Annotated in this window: 12 protein-coding genes and 2 pseudogenes; 6 read left to right on the plus strand and 8 right to left on the minus strand. The window is 65.9% G+C overall.

Annotated features, from left to right (window positions below):
• Position 1: 1 nt before the first annotated feature.
• Genes HNR13_RS20715 through HNR13_RS20725 form a run of 3 tightly spaced genes read right to left on the minus strand, consistent with a single transcriptional unit; the run spans position 2 to position 2,658 of the window.
• Positions 2 to 541, minus strand: coding sequence for a nucleotide exchange factor GrpE (locus HNR13_RS20715; protein ID WP_179608809.1), 540 nt, complete (start codon positions 539 to 541; stop codon positions 2 to 4).
• 18 nt (positions 542 to 559) lie between these two features.
• A complete protein-coding gene (gene dnaK / locus HNR13_RS20720; protein WP_179608810.1) occupies positions 560 to 2,425 on the minus strand; it encodes a molecular chaperone DnaK in 1,866 nt (621 codons plus the stop codon).
• Positions 2,426 to 2,460: 35 nt separating this feature from the next.
• A complete protein-coding gene (locus HNR13_RS20725; RefSeq protein WP_179608812.1) occupies positions 2,461 to 2,658 on the minus strand; it encodes an Hsp20/alpha crystallin family protein in 198 nt (65 codons plus the stop codon).
• Positions 2,659 to 3,442: 784 nt separating this feature from the next.
• Here HNR13_RS20725 and HNR13_RS20730 point away from each other — a divergent pair.
• The 3 genes and pseudogenes from HNR13_RS20730 to HNR13_RS20740 form a co-directional block, all read left to right on the plus strand.
• The gene (locus HNR13_RS20730) at positions 3,443 to 4,246 is read left to right on the plus strand and encodes an IS3 family transposase (RefSeq protein ID WP_179609739.1); all 804 of its coding nucleotides are present in this window, start codon (positions 3,443 to 3,445) and stop codon (positions 4,244 to 4,246) included.
• A complete protein-coding gene (locus HNR13_RS20735) occupies positions 4,224 to 5,573 on the plus strand; it encodes an IS30 family transposase (protein ID WP_382314098.1) in 1,350 nt (449 codons plus the stop codon). Before HNR13_RS20730 ends, HNR13_RS20735 begins: the two co-directional genes overlap by 23 nt.
• 7 nt (positions 5,574 to 5,580) lie before the next feature.
• Positions 5,581 to 5,907 (plus strand): annotated as a pseudogene (locus tag HNR13_RS20740) (integrase core domain-containing protein); the annotation flags it as partial.
• Positions 5,908 to 6,190: 283 nt separating this feature from the next.
• On the opposite strand, the gene HNR13_RS20745 reads toward HNR13_RS20740, so the two are convergent.
• The 3 genes and pseudogenes from HNR13_RS20745 to HNR13_RS20755 form a co-directional block, all read right to left on the minus strand.
• On the minus strand, positions 6,191 to 7,282 hold the full coding sequence (locus HNR13_RS20745) for a hypothetical protein (protein ID WP_179608815.1): 1,092 nt from the start codon (positions 7,280 to 7,282) through the stop codon (positions 6,191 to 6,193).
• 384 nt (positions 7,283 to 7,666) lie between these two features.
• Positions 7,667 to 8,515: pseudogene (locus HNR13_RS20750) on the minus strand (IS3 family transposase); the annotation flags it as partial.
• A gap of 18 nt (positions 8,516 to 8,533) precedes the next feature.
• A protein-coding gene (locus HNR13_RS20755) for an IS3 family transposase (RefSeq protein WP_179603909.1) occupies positions 8,534 to 9,684 on the minus strand; the annotation gives its coding sequence in 2 pieces (ribosomal slippage) (positions 8,534 to 9,414 and positions 9,414 to 9,684; 1,152 coding nt in all).
• A gap of 557 nt (positions 9,685 to 10,241) precedes the next feature.
• Here HNR13_RS20755 and istA point away from each other — a divergent pair.
• The 3 genes from istA (at position 10,242) to HNR13_RS20770 (ending at position 13,552) form a co-directional block, all read left to right on the plus strand.
• Positions 10,242 to 11,807, plus strand: a complete 1,566-nt coding sequence (gene istA, locus HNR13_RS20760) for an IS21 family transposase (RefSeq protein WP_179606604.1) — start codon at positions 10,242 to 10,244, stop codon at positions 11,805 to 11,807.
• The gene (locus HNR13_RS20765; RefSeq protein ID WP_179606606.1) at positions 11,804 to 12,553 is read left to right on the plus strand and encodes an ATP-binding protein; all 750 of its coding nucleotides are present in this window, start codon (positions 11,804 to 11,806) and stop codon (positions 12,551 to 12,553) included. Before istA ends, HNR13_RS20765 begins: the two co-directional genes overlap by 4 nt.
• Positions 12,554 to 12,976: 423 nt before the next feature.
• On the plus strand, positions 12,977 to 13,552 hold the full coding sequence (locus HNR13_RS20770) for an HD domain-containing protein (RefSeq protein WP_179608817.1): 576 nt from the start codon (positions 12,977 to 12,979) through the stop codon (positions 13,550 to 13,552).
• On the opposite strand, the gene HNR13_RS20775 is transcribed toward HNR13_RS20770, so the two are convergent.
• Positions 13,540 to 14,010, minus strand: coding sequence for an NUDIX hydrolase (locus HNR13_RS20775; RefSeq protein ID WP_179608819.1), 471 nt, complete (start codon positions 14,008 to 14,010; stop codon positions 13,540 to 13,542). The two genes, HNR13_RS20770 and HNR13_RS20775, sit on opposite strands and share 13 nt — an antisense overlap.
• A 4-nt stretch (positions 14,011 to 14,014) precedes the next feature.
• Complete coding sequence (locus HNR13_RS20780) at positions 14,015 to 14,794, minus strand: helix-turn-helix domain-containing protein (protein WP_179608820.1); 780 nt, start codon at positions 14,792 to 14,794, stop codon at positions 14,015 to 14,017.
• Between the last annotated feature and the right edge of the window lie 399 nt (positions 14,795 to 15,193).

A 15,193-nucleotide genomic window follows, 5' to 3' on the forward strand; every position in this document is an offset into this window, starting at 1 on the left:
CCTACTCCTCATCCGGTCTGCGGGTGACCACGACCGCAGCCGGTCGCAGCATCCGCTCAGGCGTTCCGAACCCGGGGCGAGTGACGGCGAGGATGCTGCGCGGCGGGACGCTGGCATCCTCGACGACGGAGACCGCCTCGTGCAGCTGCGGGTCGAACTCCGCACCGTCGATGACGATCTCGGGGTACCCGAGTGCGCGCAACGCATCAGCGGCCTGCGCCCGGACGGCCTGCATGCCGCCCAGAACGCCCTCGTCAAGGTCCTCCCCGAAGCTGAGCGCTCGGTCCAGCGCGTCGACGACGGGCAAGAAGGCTTTGGCGGTGTGCTGCCGCTCCTGCTCGCGGACGGTCTGGATCTCGCGCGCCATCCTTTTGCGGAGGTTGTCGTAGTCCGCCGCCGCGCGGCGCCACCGGTCGTCGGCCGTCTCCAACTGGGCGGCGAGCGCTGCTTGCGCGGCGCGGATCTCCTCCGGGGATACGTCGGTGAGGTCGTCGTTCAGCAGGTCCACGGCCCGCGTGTCCTCGTTCTGCTCCTCGACCATCGCGATCCTCCCTCCGTGCTACTTGTCGAATTCGGCGTCGACGACGTCGTCTTCGTCGTCCTGAGCGGGCTGCTCAGCGTGGCTGGCGTTCGCGCGGGCCGCAGCAAGGGACTGCGCAACCTGCAGCAGCTCGCCGGTGCGCTCTTTCGCTTCCTGCTCACCGACGTTGTTCTGCACTGCCTCGCGGGCCTGCGTGATGAGCAGCTCCGCGCGGGCACGCTCGTGCTGCGGTGCAGCGTCGCCGAGCTCACGCAGTGCCCGCTCGACCTGGTAGGCGGCGGAGTCCAGCTCGTTGCGGGCGTCCACGGCCTGGCGCAGCGCCTGGTCGTCAGCACGGTGCTGCTCGGCTTCCTTGATCATCCGGTCGATCTCGCCCTGGTCCAGATTCGAGGTGTCGCTGATGGTGATGCCCTGCTCGGTGCCGGTGTCCTTGTCCTTCGCCGTCACGTGCAGGATGCCGTTCGCGTCGATGTCGAAGGTGACCTCGACCTGCGCTTCACCGCGAGGAGCGGGGCGGATGCCGGTGAGCTGGAACCGGCCCAGCACCCGGTTGTCTGCGGCGTTCTCCCGCTCGCCCTGCAGGACGACGATCTCCACCGACGGCTGGTTGTCTTCGGCCGTGGAGAACACCTCGCTGCGTCGGGCGGGGATGGTGGTGTTGCGTTCGATGATCTTCGTCATCACGCCACCGCGGGTCTCCACACCCAGCGACAGCGGGGTGACATCCAGCAGCAGCACGTCGTCGACGTCGCCCTTGAGGACGCCCGCCTGGATGGCGGCGCCCACAGCGACCACCTCATCGGGGTTCACCGTCATGTTCGGCTCCTTGCCGCCGGTGAGCCGCTTGACGAGCGCTTGGACAGCGGGGATGCGGGTGGAACCGCCCACGAGGATGACCTCGTCGATATCGTTCTCGCTGACCTTCGCGTCGGCCATCGCCTGACGCACCGGACCGAGGCACCGCTCAACGAGGTCAGCGGTGAGGTCTTCGAACTTGGACCGCTTCACGGTCATGGTGAGGTGCTTGGGTCCGCTGGCGTCGGCAGTGATGAAGGGCAGGCTGACCTGGGTCTGGGACACCGAGCTGAGCTCGACCTTCGCCTTCTCGGCCGCCTCGAACAGTCGCTGCAGCGCCTGCGGGTCGTTGCGCAGGTCGATGCCGTTCTCGTTCTTGAACTCGTCGGCAAAGTAGTCCACCAGCCGGCGGTCGAAGTCGTCGCCGCCCAGGTGGGTGTCACCGGCGGTGGATCGCACTTCGACGACCCCGTCGCCCACGTCGAGGAGGCTGACATCGAACGTGCCGCCACCGAGGTCGAACACCAGGATGGTCTCGTGGTTCTTCTTGTCCATTCCGTACGCCAGTGCGGCGGCGGTGGGCTCGTTGATGATGCGCAGCACCTCGAGCCCGGCGATGCGTCCGGCGTCCTTGGTCGCGGTGCGTTGGGCGTCGTTGAAGTAGGCGGGAACGGTGATGACGGCCTCGGTCACCTTCTCACCGAGGAACTTGCTGGCGTCGTCGACGAGCTTGCGCAGCACCTGGGCGCTGATCTCCTCCGGCGCGTACTGCTTGCCGCGGATGTTGAACCGTGCTTCGCCGTTGGGGCCTTCCACGACGTCGAAGCCGACGGCGTTGGCTTCCTCCTTGATCTCGTCGAAGGACCGGCCGATGAACCGCTTGGCGGACGAGATGGTGCCCTTCGGGTTGAGGATGCTCTGCCGGCGGGCAAGCTGCCCCACCAGCCGTTCACCGTCCTCGGTGAAAGCGACCACCGACGGGGTAGTGCGGGCTCCCTCCGCGTTCGGGATGACCTTCTCCTCGCCGGCCTCCCAGACGGCGATAACGGAGTTCGTGGTTCCCAGATCGATTCCTACTGCCTTGGCCATGATGATTGTTCCTTTCTTGTCGCGTGAGACACGTTTCAGGGGTCGTCAAAGAGCGCGCCAGGATCGGCGCAGGCGCAGGGCTGAGTGCCCAGAGTCAGGAAGCAGGCTGCTTCAGGGGGACCTTTCCGGACGGCGGGCTGCTCGATGGGCATCACCACCCGCAGGACGCCCAGGTCGCAGCTGGCGGTGACGCTGTCGCTATCGATGCCGGGCGCCAGTCCCAGCAGCCGCATGAATTGCCCGTGGGGGCCGTTCGGCGGTGAACCACTTCGCGCCGGCGGTCGCGGACTGGGCCGCTCACCGCGCGGACGGTGAGCGGCCGGCCGCCCACCCAGCTCGATGGACTCCGAGGCGATGCCTGGCAGGTTCGCCCCAGGAACGTACTCGTCGCCCTCTCGGGACAGATCGACCGACATCGAGCGCGGATCCATCTGCTGAGCGACGCGCAGGTCCGCACATGAGGTAACCATCTCACCACCTCCACATTTACGCTGAGTCGCTATAACTCCACTGCCAATGTTTGTTCGGCGGTCGGAGGTGTAGACCCCACCTGGACGATGTGGTCCAAGCAGATGCGCGAACGAAACTAGCTTTGACGCCAGAATGGACCGCACGAAGACATTTCGCAAGTCATTTGCCTGACGAACGGAGCCTGAACCGTCCCCGGTTTGATGCCGCTTCCTTTCGAGTCTGGAAGGAAGATGATGATCATGCCGAAGAGGATTCCGGAGGAGACGAAGCAGCGCGCTATCCGGCTCGTGCTCGATCACCTCGATGAGTACCCGAACCTCACGACCGCGTGCGAGACGGTGTCGAAGCGGCTCGGTTTCGGCGCTGAGAGCTTGCGCCGGTGGGTGCGGCAGGCGCAGGTCGACGCCGGCGACCGGCAGGGGTCAGCACGACCGAGTCGGAGCGGATCCGCAAGCTCGAGCGCGAGAACCGCGAGCTGCGTGAGGCCAACGCGATCCTGCGGGACGCGGCGGTTTTCTTCGCCGGGGAGCTCGACCCCCGAAAGCGCTGATCGTCTCGTTCATCGACGAGCAGCGCGCCAAGGGCCGCGCGGTCGAGTCGATCTGCGATGTCCTGCGGGAGCAGGGCGTGCAGGTCGCCGCGCGAACCTATCGGTCCTGGAAGACTGCCCAGCCCAGCAACCGCGATCTGGAGGACGCGGCGGTGATCGACGCGATCCTCGCCGCTCGCGTCGACGAGAACGGGAAGGTGACGCCGGAGTCGATGTATGGCCGGCGGAAGATGACCGCGCTCCTGCGGCGACGCGGTCTGGCCGTGTCGAAGCGGCGCGTGGACCGGCTGATGCGGCAACTCGGCATAGGCGGGCTCGTGCGAGGCAAGCGCGTGCGGACGACGATCCCAGATCGGAACGCGCAGCGTGCGCCGGACCTGCTGGAGCGGGACTTCTCCGCCGAGGCACCCAATCGGCGTTGGGTCGCGGACTTCACGTATGTGCGCACCTGGGCCGGGTTCGTCTACGTGGCCTTCGTGATCGACTGCTTCTCCCGGACGATCGTGGGCTGGTATGCCAGCACGAGCAAGACGACCCCGCTGGTGACCACCGCGCTGCGGATGGGTCTCTGGCGGCGCGACCGTGCCGGTCACCCCGCCGGTGACGGGCTCGTGCACCACTCCGACGCCGGCAGCCAGGGCGGATTCAACTGGTTGTCGCAACACCTCGATCGAGAGGTGTTCAGCGATGGTGACGGCGGATTGGAGCAAGAAGACCAGCGAAGTGCCCGTGAGTGCGCGTCGGCAGTGGCGTGCGGATCGGGCGTTGCGTCCGCCGATGCGCTCGCCCGGGCGGCCTGAGCCTTCGCGGGAGGTGCAACGGCAGTTCTGGCGTCTGATCGCGACGGGTATCACCTCCGCCGAAGCGGCGCTGACGGTGGGCGTGTCTGTGCCGGTCGGGACCCGTTGGTTTCGTCACGCTGGCGGCATGCCGCCGATCAGCCTCGCCCCGCCCACAGGTCGCTATCTGTCCTTCGAGGAACGCGAGGAGATCGCGCTTCTCCGCGCCAAGCAGCTCGGCGTGCGTGAGATCGCCCGCAGGATCGGCCGCGACCCGGGAACGATCTCCCGCGAGCTGCGCCGCAATGCCGCCACGCGCAGCGGCAAGCAGGAATACCGGGCGCTGGTGGCGCAGTGGAAGGCGCAGCAGGCGGCGAAGCGGCCGAAGAAGGCGAGGTTGGTGACCAACGCTAGGCTGCGCGAGTACGTCCAGGACCGTCTCGCCGGCAACGTCCGCCGACCCGATGGCAGCGTGGTCGTCGGCCCTGAGCCGCTGGCATGGAAGGGGCGGAACAAGCCGCATCGGCAGGACCGGCGGTGGGCGATCGCGTGGAGCCCGGAGCAGATCTCACACCGCCTGAAGGTCGACTTCCCGGATGATGAGTCCATGCGCATCAGCCACGAGGCGATCTACCAGTCGCTGTTCATCCAGGGCCGTGGCGCGCTCAAACGCGAACTCGTCACCTGCCTGCGAACCGGTCGCGCACTCCGGCAGCCACGAGCTCGAGCGCAGAACCGGCCGCAAGGGCATGTCACCGCCGATGTCGTGTTCTCCGAACGTCCTGCGGAGGCGGCGGACCGCGCCGTTCCTGGGCACTGGGAGGGGGATCTGATCATCGGAACGGGCCGATCGGCGATCGGCACTGTCGTCGAGCGCAAGAGCCGCTCGACTCTGCTGGTGCACCTGCCCCGCCTGGAGGGCTGGGGCGAGAACCCATATGTGAAGAACGGTCCTGCACTGGGAGGCTACGGCGCCGTCGCGATGAATGCTGCTCTCGTCGCGACCATGACGAAGCTTCCAGAACAGCTTCGCAAGACACTCACCTGGGATCGCGGCAAGGAGCTTTCTGCGCATGCCCAGTTCGCGCTTGAGACGGGCACGAAGGTGTTCTTCGCCGACCCCCACTCGCCCTGGCAGCGGCCGACGAACGAGAACACAAACGGGTTGCTGCGTCAATACTTCCCGAAGGGCACGGACCTCTCGCGGTGGTCGGCCGAGGACCTCGAAGCCGTCGCTCTCGCGCTCAACAACCGGCCACGGAAAAGCCTGAACTGGCGCACTCCCGCGGAAGTCTTCGAGGAACAGCTACGCTCGCTTCAACAACACGGTGTTGCAACGACCGATTGAGCCCAAGCAGTTCACCTCGATCAGCTTCGCCGAGACCCTCGCCCTCGAGGGCATAGCCGCGTCCATCGGGTCGATCGGCGACGCCTACGACAACGCCCTCGCCGAGTCGACGATCGGGCTGTTCAAGAACGAAGCCATCCGCGACGACTCCCCATTCCGCAACGGGCCGCTGCGGACCGTCGACGACGTGGAATGGGTCACCGCCGAATGGGTCGACTGGTACAACCACCGGCGCCTGCACTCCACGCTCGGCGATGTCCCGCCCGACGAGTTCGAGGCCGTCTACTACGCTGACCTCGAAACGCCATCCCACCCGGTGCTGGCACCCGCATAGGAGCGGCAGAGAACCGGGGACGCCTCAGGGTGACCATGAGGTTGGCGAGGGCGACGAGATGCCACTTGTCGACTGCGATCCGCGCGTCCGGCAGGGCGGTGCGGATCCCGGATCGACAGGTACAACAGCGCCCGCCCGCACACCCGCCTCGGCAACGCCCCACCCGCCGAGTACGAGGCAGCGCACTGCGCTGAGCCCACCAAGTCATCGCGACCGGCAATGACACCTGCATAGACGTGGCATCAACGCGTAGATGTTTCAGTTTCTTCTGTCTGGGGCTGTGTCAGGTGCTGGACCGGGTGTAGGCAGCGGCGCGCACCACATCGTCGTCCTCCAGTCCAGCTCCTAGTGCTCCGCCCACGGTGGCCAGGCTGGCGGTGAGCCAGCTGATCTTCGCGTAGTCCAAAGCGTTCACTGGGTGACCGGCGATACCGGCCAGTACCTGCTCGTCGATGAGCAGCAGCGCGCCGACCCAGGACAGGATGAATAAGCCGAGGTAGAACACCACAACCCCGATGGCCACGGTGGCGGTGGTGGCCAAATTGAACAGGATCACCTGCTCACGTTGGGCTCGCCGCCGTGGGCGCTCCCACAAGTCGGCTCCCAGGATCAGGGTGGCACTCACCGCCCCGATCGCCATCACCGCCAGCAGGACCAGGCGCACCGGCCCGTAGGCCATGGCCAGTACCCATAGGTCCGAGGCCACCAATGTCAGCATGCCGGTGGCCGCTGCCACGACCATCGCCCGGGAGAGCCGGGCCACGAAGGCCCAAGGCTGGTTGGCGCGGATCATGCCCAGCAGCAGCCGCACGTTGCCGCTCAGCACTCGGGCCGTGAACTGCACGACGTTGTCGTCCGGGCGTTCGTCGAGATCGGTGGACAGCTGGTGGGCTCTTCGAGCAAGATCCCGCTGGGCGTTGAGGTCTTCGGCGTCGTAGCCCAGGAGCTGCCCGACCACGTGCACGGTGGTCTCTTGCACCTTCTGCCGCACGTGCACGGGTCCCAGGGTTGGGACGGAGACCAGTCCTACCCCGTGCACGGGGCTGAGCTGGGTGAGCACCGGACGTCGGCCGGTCTTCAGGGGGATCTCGGTGAGCACCACGGCCAAATCCCAGTTCTCCTCCAGCACGCGGTTTCGGGCTGCCTCCAGCAGGTCCAAGGTCTCGGTGGGTGGATCGACCAGCCGGTCTTCGGCCATCTTCAGTTGCCAGCGCACTCCCGGATACCGCTGCACCAAAATCTTGCGCACCGAGGTGGTGACCTCGGGGCCGAGCACCGCACTCAGGGATGGTGAGACCACCAGGCCGATGAGCAGCTCAGCATCGGAAAGGGGTTCGGCAGGATCGGCGGTGGATCCGCAACGCTCAGCAGTCACCGCTCCATGATGAGGCAACCACGGGCCGGATTGCTACTGGCTGGATGGAGCCCCCAAGGTTTCGTGCAGCACCGCGGGCCGGATTCGGTGGTCGCCTCGATCCCGGAAAGAGCGGTGCTGCTCACTGCGAAATCCTCTCCCCGCCGACGCCGCCAGCGCGAAGACATCACAGCCAGCGGGCCCGGGACCTGCCGGTGTCGAGGACGGCTTCTCGATGATGCTGCAGTGACGGATCGGTTGAAGTGTTTCGGCGGTGTGGGAGCAGTGATCAGCGTGGGGCCGGTCGATTCCGTTCGGACAGGTGCTGCATCGACTGCCCAGCGGCAGGTGCGGTACTGATGCGAGGTGGGCTGTGTCAAGTTTCGTGGACGGTCTCTTTGGTGGTCAGGCCGCGATCGCGGTCTGATGGTCGTGGTCGGCGCGGACTTCGGCGGGGGTGCGGTACCCGAGGGTCGAGTGCAGCCGCTGCCGGTTGTAGAACACCTCGATGTACTGCATGACGTGGAACCGTGCTCGTGCGCGGGTGGCGAACGTGTGACGGTGGTACATCTCGTTCTTGAGCATGCTGAAGAACGACTCGGCAACGGCGTTGGCCCAGCACACCCCGGTGCGCCCGACGGACAGCCGCACGCCGGAGCTGGTGGCGAGGGCGGCGTATTCGGCCGAGGTGTAGACCGATCCTCTGTCGGAATGGAACACGGCTCCCTGTGTGAGGCGATCGTGGGTGTGTGCCATCCGGAGGGCATCGCAGACGAGTTCGGCGCGCATGTGGGCGGCCATCGACCAGCCGACCACTTCACGGTTGAACAGATCGATCACTGTCGCCAGGTACAGCCAGCCCTCCGAGGCTGGAACTCAAGAGGTGCGCAGGTAGGTGATGTCACCGACGAGCCGCTGCCCGGGCGCGTCGGCGGTGAAGTCGCGGCGCAGCAGGTCCGGGCGGGTGATCTCGTCCTCGGCGGGGATCGTGGTGCGCTTACGGCTCCGGGGCTGGACGCCGAAGATCCCGAGGTCGCGCATCAGGGCTCGCACCAGTCCTTCCGATGCGGCCACGCCGCAGCGGCGCAGCTCGGCCAGGACTCGCCGGAAACCGCTGGTCTGGTTCGATGCCTCGTGGATCTGCGCGATCTGCTCGGCCAGCGCCTGCCTACGCGCCGCGCGCGGCGAGGGTGCGGGGCCGCGGCGCGCCCAGGCGTAGTAGCCGGCGCGGGAGACCCCGAGCAGACCGGCCATGAACCTGAGCCGCCCCCTTCATTCGGTCCGGACGTTCTGTGAGTCGTCGGTTTCCATTTGATGGGTGCACTGTCGAGCGTACTCGGCTGGGGGTAGGTAGCCGAGCGAGGAGTGCCGGCGGTGGTGGTTGTACTCGTCCTTCCAGTCGCCGATGATGACCTGCGCGTGCAGCAGCGAGTAGAAGCTGTTGATGTTGAGGCACTCGTCGCGGATCCGGCTGTTGAACGACTCGACGTACCCGTTGCGCCACGGCGAGCCCGGAGGGATGTAGGACAGGCCGGTGCGGGTGCCGGCCCAGTCGGCCATCGCCTCGCTGATGAACTCCGGCCCGTTGTCCGACCTGAGCACCGCCGGGGCGCCCCGGGCGGCGACGAGGTCCTCGAGGTGGGCGGTGAGTCGGTCGGCGGTAATCGAGCGCTCCACGAGGCCGCCGATGCACTCCCGGGTGTGTTCGTCGACGATCGAGCAGATCTTGATCGGTCGGCCGTGCTCGTCGGCGTCGAACTGAAAGTCCACCGCCCACACCACGTTCGGCGCGTCCGCCGTCGGCGCGTCGACGGTCGAGGACCCGACGCGCTTGCGTCGACGCCGCTGCGGGACCCGGAGCCCTTCGTCACGCCACAGGCGTTGGATCTTCTTGTGGTTCACCACCCACCCCTCGGCGCGGGCGTCGTGATACGCCCGCCGGTACCCGTAGCGGGGATGGTCCTTCGCCCAGGCGCGCAGCCACTCCCTGAACGCCCGATCCGGGTCCGCGACCGTGTCGCCCTTGAGCGGTCGCCGATACGCGGAGCGGCTCAGCCCGACCAGACGGCACGCCATCCGTTCGCTCACCCGCAGCTTGCGCTTGAGGTGATCGACGGCGGCGCGGCGCCTGTCCAGGCTTAGAAGTTTCCCTCAGCCAGCTCCTTGAGCGCGGCCTTCTCCAGCTCCGCTTCCGCGAGCAGACGCTTCAGGGTCGCATTCTGCTTCTCCAGCTCCTTCAGGCGCTTTGCGTCGTCGGCCTTGAGGCCGCCGTACTGGTTCCGCCACCGGTAGTACGTCTGCTCGGACACCACGAGCTCCCGGCACACCGCCGAGACGTCCTGACCGTCGGCGAGCATCCTGTCGGCCTGCCCGAGCTTACGGACGACCTGCTCCGGGGTGTGACGCTTCCTGCTGTTCGTCATGATCTGACCAGTCTCCCTGCCCGCGACCGCGGACAACAGGACGACTCTCATAACGACTGGACCTACGAAACGGGGTCAGCCCAGAGGGACGCGCCCACCCGGGCGCGTCCCTTCTTCTCTCTGCCCGGCGGTCCAAAAGGAATGGAGTGCGGGGCAGCCCGGGGCCTGTGGCGTACGTTTGGGGATCCGCTTGCGGGCGCCAAGCCCGTCGAGCCGGTCGGTGAGCTACTCCACTCCGCTCGGTGGCCAGGAGGTCAGCGGCGCTTTCCGCGCCGGAGCGGGCGCGGAGAGCCGTTCGCGCATGCCGACGATACTGGCGAGTTGCGCCGCGAGGTCCACGTCGATCTGCGTCGCTGGACGCGAGACTTCCGCACCTGCAAGGCGTATGGTCTCAAGTGAATATTCGCTTCTCTGAGCGCCACGAGTATTGGGGTTGAGCGCGACTTGCTCGTGGACGCGATCGCGTTGTTGAGCGCCACCGGATATTGGGGTTCGGCGCCGTCTTTCTAGGCTCCTTCTGCCGCGTGGCTGATCACACGGCAGAAGGAGTAGTTCGGATGGTACGCAGGATCAAGGCGAAGCTGGTGCTGAGGCTTCGCGCGGAGGGGCTCACGGGTCGGCAGATCGCGGCGCAGGGCATGTCCAGGCACTCGGTGACGGCGGTGCTCGACGCCGCTGACCGGGAGGGCATCGGCTGGGACGACATCGTCGAGCTCGAGGAAGCGGACGTGTATGCGCGGCTGTTCCCAGGGCGTGGTGATTACGAGAGTGTTCACGCGCAGCCGGACTGGGACCGGGTGCATCGGGAGCTCGCCCGGGTCGGGGTGACGTTGAAGCTGCTGCATGGTGAGTACGTCGACGCTTGCCGGAGCAAGGGGGAGACGGCGATGGGGTACGACCGATTCTGCAAGTCGTATCAGCGTCACGTGCTGGTGATCGGCGCGTCGTCGCGGGTTGGACACAAGGCGGGGCAGACGGTCGAGGTCGACTGGTCCGGGAAGACGATGCAGCTGACCGATCCGGTCACCGGGCAGCAGACGAGGGTGTACTTGTTCGTCGCGACGCTGCCGTTCTCGAGGTATTCGTTCGTCGAGCCGGCCCTGGATATGAAGCAGGACACCTGGTTGCGCGCGAACGCGGCGATGTTCGACTGGTTCGGGGGCAGCGTCCCGCGGATCGTCCCTGACAACCTGAAGACGGGAGTGATCAAGCACCCCGCTGAGGGCGAGGTCGTGCTCAACGACGCGTATCGGGAGCTCGCCGCGCACTACTCCGCGGCGGTGCTGCCGGGCCGGCTCGCGAAGCCGAAAGACAAGGCGAGCGTCGAGGGCACCGTCGGGAACGTCGCCACCTCGGTGATCGCGACGCTGCGCAACAGGGCTTTCGCGACGCTGTCGGAACTGCGCGTCGCGATCCATGAGCGGGTCACCGCTTACAACGCCGAGCCGTTCCAGAAGCGCGCCGGATCGAGGCTTTCCGTGTTCGAGGCGGAGGAGAAGCCGCTGCTGAGGCCGCTGCCGGCGGTTCCGTTCGAGATCTCCCAGTGGCGCTATGGACGCAAGGTCCAGAAGAACGGGCACGTGGTGTTCGAGCGGAACTTCTACTCCGTCCCCTACGAGCACATCGGCCGGTCCGTCGACCTGCGGATCACGGACAGCACCCTGGAGGTGTTCGCCGGGGACCAGCGGCTCACCAGTCACCTCCTCGCCCCCGCGGGGGTGATCAACGAGTACCGGACGCATGACAGCGACCTGCCCGACGGGCCCCGCTACCAGCAGATGGACCCTCAACGGGCGCGGGAATGGGCGGCGAGGATCGGGGAGAACACCACCACGATCGTGAACCGCATCTTCGAGTCCGTGCCCGTCGATGAGCAGGGCCTGGACGCTGCGCTGGCAGTGCTGCGGATGACGAGACGCTACTCCGCGGCACGGGTCGAGGCGGCGGCCGGCATCGCGCTGCAGTCGCGGGTGAGGTCGCCGCGGTATGCGCATCTGCGACCGATCCTGGAGTCGAACCAGGAGCAGACCGGCAGGCGACAGCCAAGGTTCGAACCGAGTGCTTGGGAGGAACCGGCCGGGTATGTCCGCGGCGCCGACTACTACGCGGGAGGCACCCGATGAGCCGGCTCGATGCGGAGACGAAGCGGAAGCTGCGGGAGATGGGCGTCCCCGCCCTGATCGACGCGTTCGACGTCCAGGACGACACCCTCACCATGGGGTTGGTGTTCGAAGAGCGCATCAAGCTCGCCGTCGACGACGCCCACGCCGCGTTCACCCACTCGAAGGTCGAGGGGCTGATCCGGCGGGCGGGGCTGCGATACCCGAACGCGGACCTGCGCCGCGTCGATCTGCTCGAACAGCGCGGCCTGGACCGGGGTGTGATCGCGCAGCTCGGGACCTGTCAGTTCATCACCCGGCACATGAACGTCGTGTTCCAAGGCTTCACCGGCTCCGGGAAGTCCTACCTCGGGTCCGCGTTGGCGAAACAGGCGTGTCAGCACCGCTACCGGGCGCACTACATCCGCATGCCCGACCTCGAAGAGACCTGGGCCGCCGCGAAAGACCGCCCCGCGGGCAGGGAGAAGTGGCTGCGGAAGTACTCCACGTTCACGCTGCTGGTGATCGACGAGTGGTTGCTCGACCCGCCCACCGACGACGTCCGGTCCATGCTGCTCGAGCTCCTCGAGAGGCGTTACGACGCGACCTCGACGGTGTTCTGCACCCAATACGCGAAGAAGGACTGGCACCAGCGCCTCGGCGGCGGGGTCCATGCCGACGCGATCATGGACCGCATCGTCCACAACACCCTCTGGATCGAGACCGGCGACGTCAACATGCGCGAGCAGACCGCCGCCGCGGCCGGCTGAAACCGGGCCGGTGAGCGTCGCGCCCGCGGGGGTGGCGCTCACCGGCAATACCAGTGGCCCCGAGAGTGAATATCGACTGGCGCTCAACCGCAATAATCAGTGGCGCTCACGACTCCAAATACTCACTCAAGCTCAAGAGTCCTCAATCGGCGGACGCGTGACCCGCTGCAACCAAAGCGGTGAGTAAACGGTGAGTTTGGCCAAAAACCATTGAGCGGGTAGTCTGGGCCGCAGCCTTACTTCCCAGTGTTTATCTGGGATTCCGGGCCGCGCGAGTGTAGTTCAATGGTAGAACTTCAGCCTCGCCACTCGAGTAATCGAAGGGTCGCATCCGGCGCAGGTCATGTCCTGCGAGGGTTTCAGCTACGTGGCTAGGGTGACTGCAGGTCACCCGTCCATGCGGTGCGCCTACGCTATATATCGATGAACAAGGACCTGGTCGACCGAGCGCGAACACTCGCGAGCGAGCGTTTGGCCGTTGCCATGCCCCAGCGTTGGGCGCACGTCCTTGGCGTTGCGAGAACCGCGTCCGATATTGCCCCAAGGCTTCTCGCACGAGACGCCGACGCGGTCGTTGCCGCGGCTTGGCTGCATGATGTTGGCTACGCACCGAGCATCGCAATGACGGGTTTTCATCCTGTGGATGGTGCGAGGTTCGCCAAGTCTGCTGGTATGCCCGATCTGGTTGTCTCGCTCATCGCGCACCATTCCGGAGCCAGTGCCGAAGCAATCGAGCGCGGGCTTACCGACGAGCTGGCGGAGTTCGATCGTCCACCCAGTGTCGTCCTTGACGTGGTGACATACGCGGACATGACCACGGCGCCCGATGGGGCACCAATCGACGCCGAGAGGCGCGTATCGGAAATCCTTTCTCGCTATTCGCGCGATGATCCGGTGCATTCAGCGGTCTCGCGATCGTCTGACGAGCTGCTCGCCACGGTTGCTCGAATCGAGGAGCAGCTTAGATTGGCGCCCGCTCGGGCTGCTCAGCCGAGGTAGGGCGCATCACGTCGTTCGAGGTAGTGGTTGATCCGTAGCCTCATCGAAGGGTGCATCGGCAGACCGGCGATCTCCAGGGGTTCGACCCACGAGATTTCCGTCGACTCGGAATCGAAGGCAAGCTCGCCACCGATCAGCTTTGTCGTGTAGCAGATCGAGAATTGCTGCCGGACTTCTCCGTCGTCGTATTTCATGACGTGATGGGGGTTTGTGTAGATACCGACGAGGCCGGTGAGTTCCACGTCGAGGCCAGTCTCTTCCTTGACTTCGCGCACAGCGCAGTCCTCGATGCTTTCGCCGAGTTCCATGCCGCCGCCGGGCAATGCCCAGAGCCCGTTGTCTTTTCGATGCACGAGGGCAATGCGTCCTCGGTCGTCAAGTACGACTGCCGTGGTTGATGGGACGACGCTGTTCGCCTTCGGCGCCTCAGGGTCGTTGTAGTAGTCGATTCGCGCCACTGCCTCAGCTTTCGATTGGGAACTCGGCCAGTCTTGCGCTGCTCCATACGGCGTCGAACGCGACTGCGTAGGTGTCCCACAGTTCGGGCTCAGCTTCTCTGGGTAGCTCGATCACGGGGTTCTCTCCGGCTGGGGAGCCGAAGATGTGGTGGTTGGCGTAGAGCATGTCGTCGATGAAGAACATCGAGGTGTAGAGCGGCGTGCCATGCGTGCGAATTTCAACGCCTTCGACGCTACCCAGCGGCTCAAGGTGGACAAGGGTCATTCTGCAACGCGCAGCAAGTGCGTCGCCGATCCTCTCCTCCGCACCGCGCCGCAGGACACCCTCTGAATCCGGTGCGCCTACTGCAAAACGAATCTTTGTGCCGCGCGCGGCCGCGTCTTTGATGATGCGGGTGAACCCGTGAAGCGCGTCCCAAAGGAAGGTGCCGCCGTAGACGCAGATGTCGATGCGCTCGGTGGCAGCCTCGAACATCTCGCGCCACAGATCGATTGGGACATGGGCCCGCGACGGGAACAATCGGACTTCGATGGTCGCGTCGTGAATGGCGTGTCGAATGCCGAAACGCGGCCATAGATCCTCAGCCGTGACGCCAAGGGCCGCTGCCATCTCTTCGGCAATCCGAGTCTTGGGCGTGGTCTCGCCCCTGATCGCGCGTTGAACGGTGCGCTCGTCGCATCCCGCGCGAGAAGCGAGATCGCGGATGCTTATCCGCTGCTTATCCATCTGCTCGGCCAAGAGGCGTCCAGTTCCGACGCCAGCCGCTCTTTGAATCACGGTCATGAGGCTCCCCAAACCAGATCTTGCCTGCAACCTCTGACACATTCTGACACTCGTCTGGCCTTCCACTGTCAGATTCGGCCGTGTGCACTCATTGTTGTGCCCGCCGACCGGCGCTGTCACCTGCAACGAGACAGAGGAATTAAGACATGCGTCTGAGCAGCATCCACCAAGCGCAATTCCCCGCGTTCAGCTCCGGTAACCGGGAGTGATGATGCGCAGCACGAGAGAGATCGGCATCGAGCTGTTCGACGGGATGCATCACTTGAGTGTGACAGTTACCGGGAGGCCTATCCCGGGACACGAGCTATGCGACATCCTTACGAATCTCGAGGCTGCCGGCGGCTACAACTTCGGTGAGGTGCTGAGCCGATTGGCGAGAGGATTCGAGCGATCGCTCGG

The organism is Leifsonia shinshuensis, assembly GCF_013410375.1.
Classification (GTDB): domain Bacteria; phylum Actinomycetota; class Actinomycetes; order Actinomycetales; family Microbacteriaceae; genus Leifsonia; species Leifsonia shinshuensis.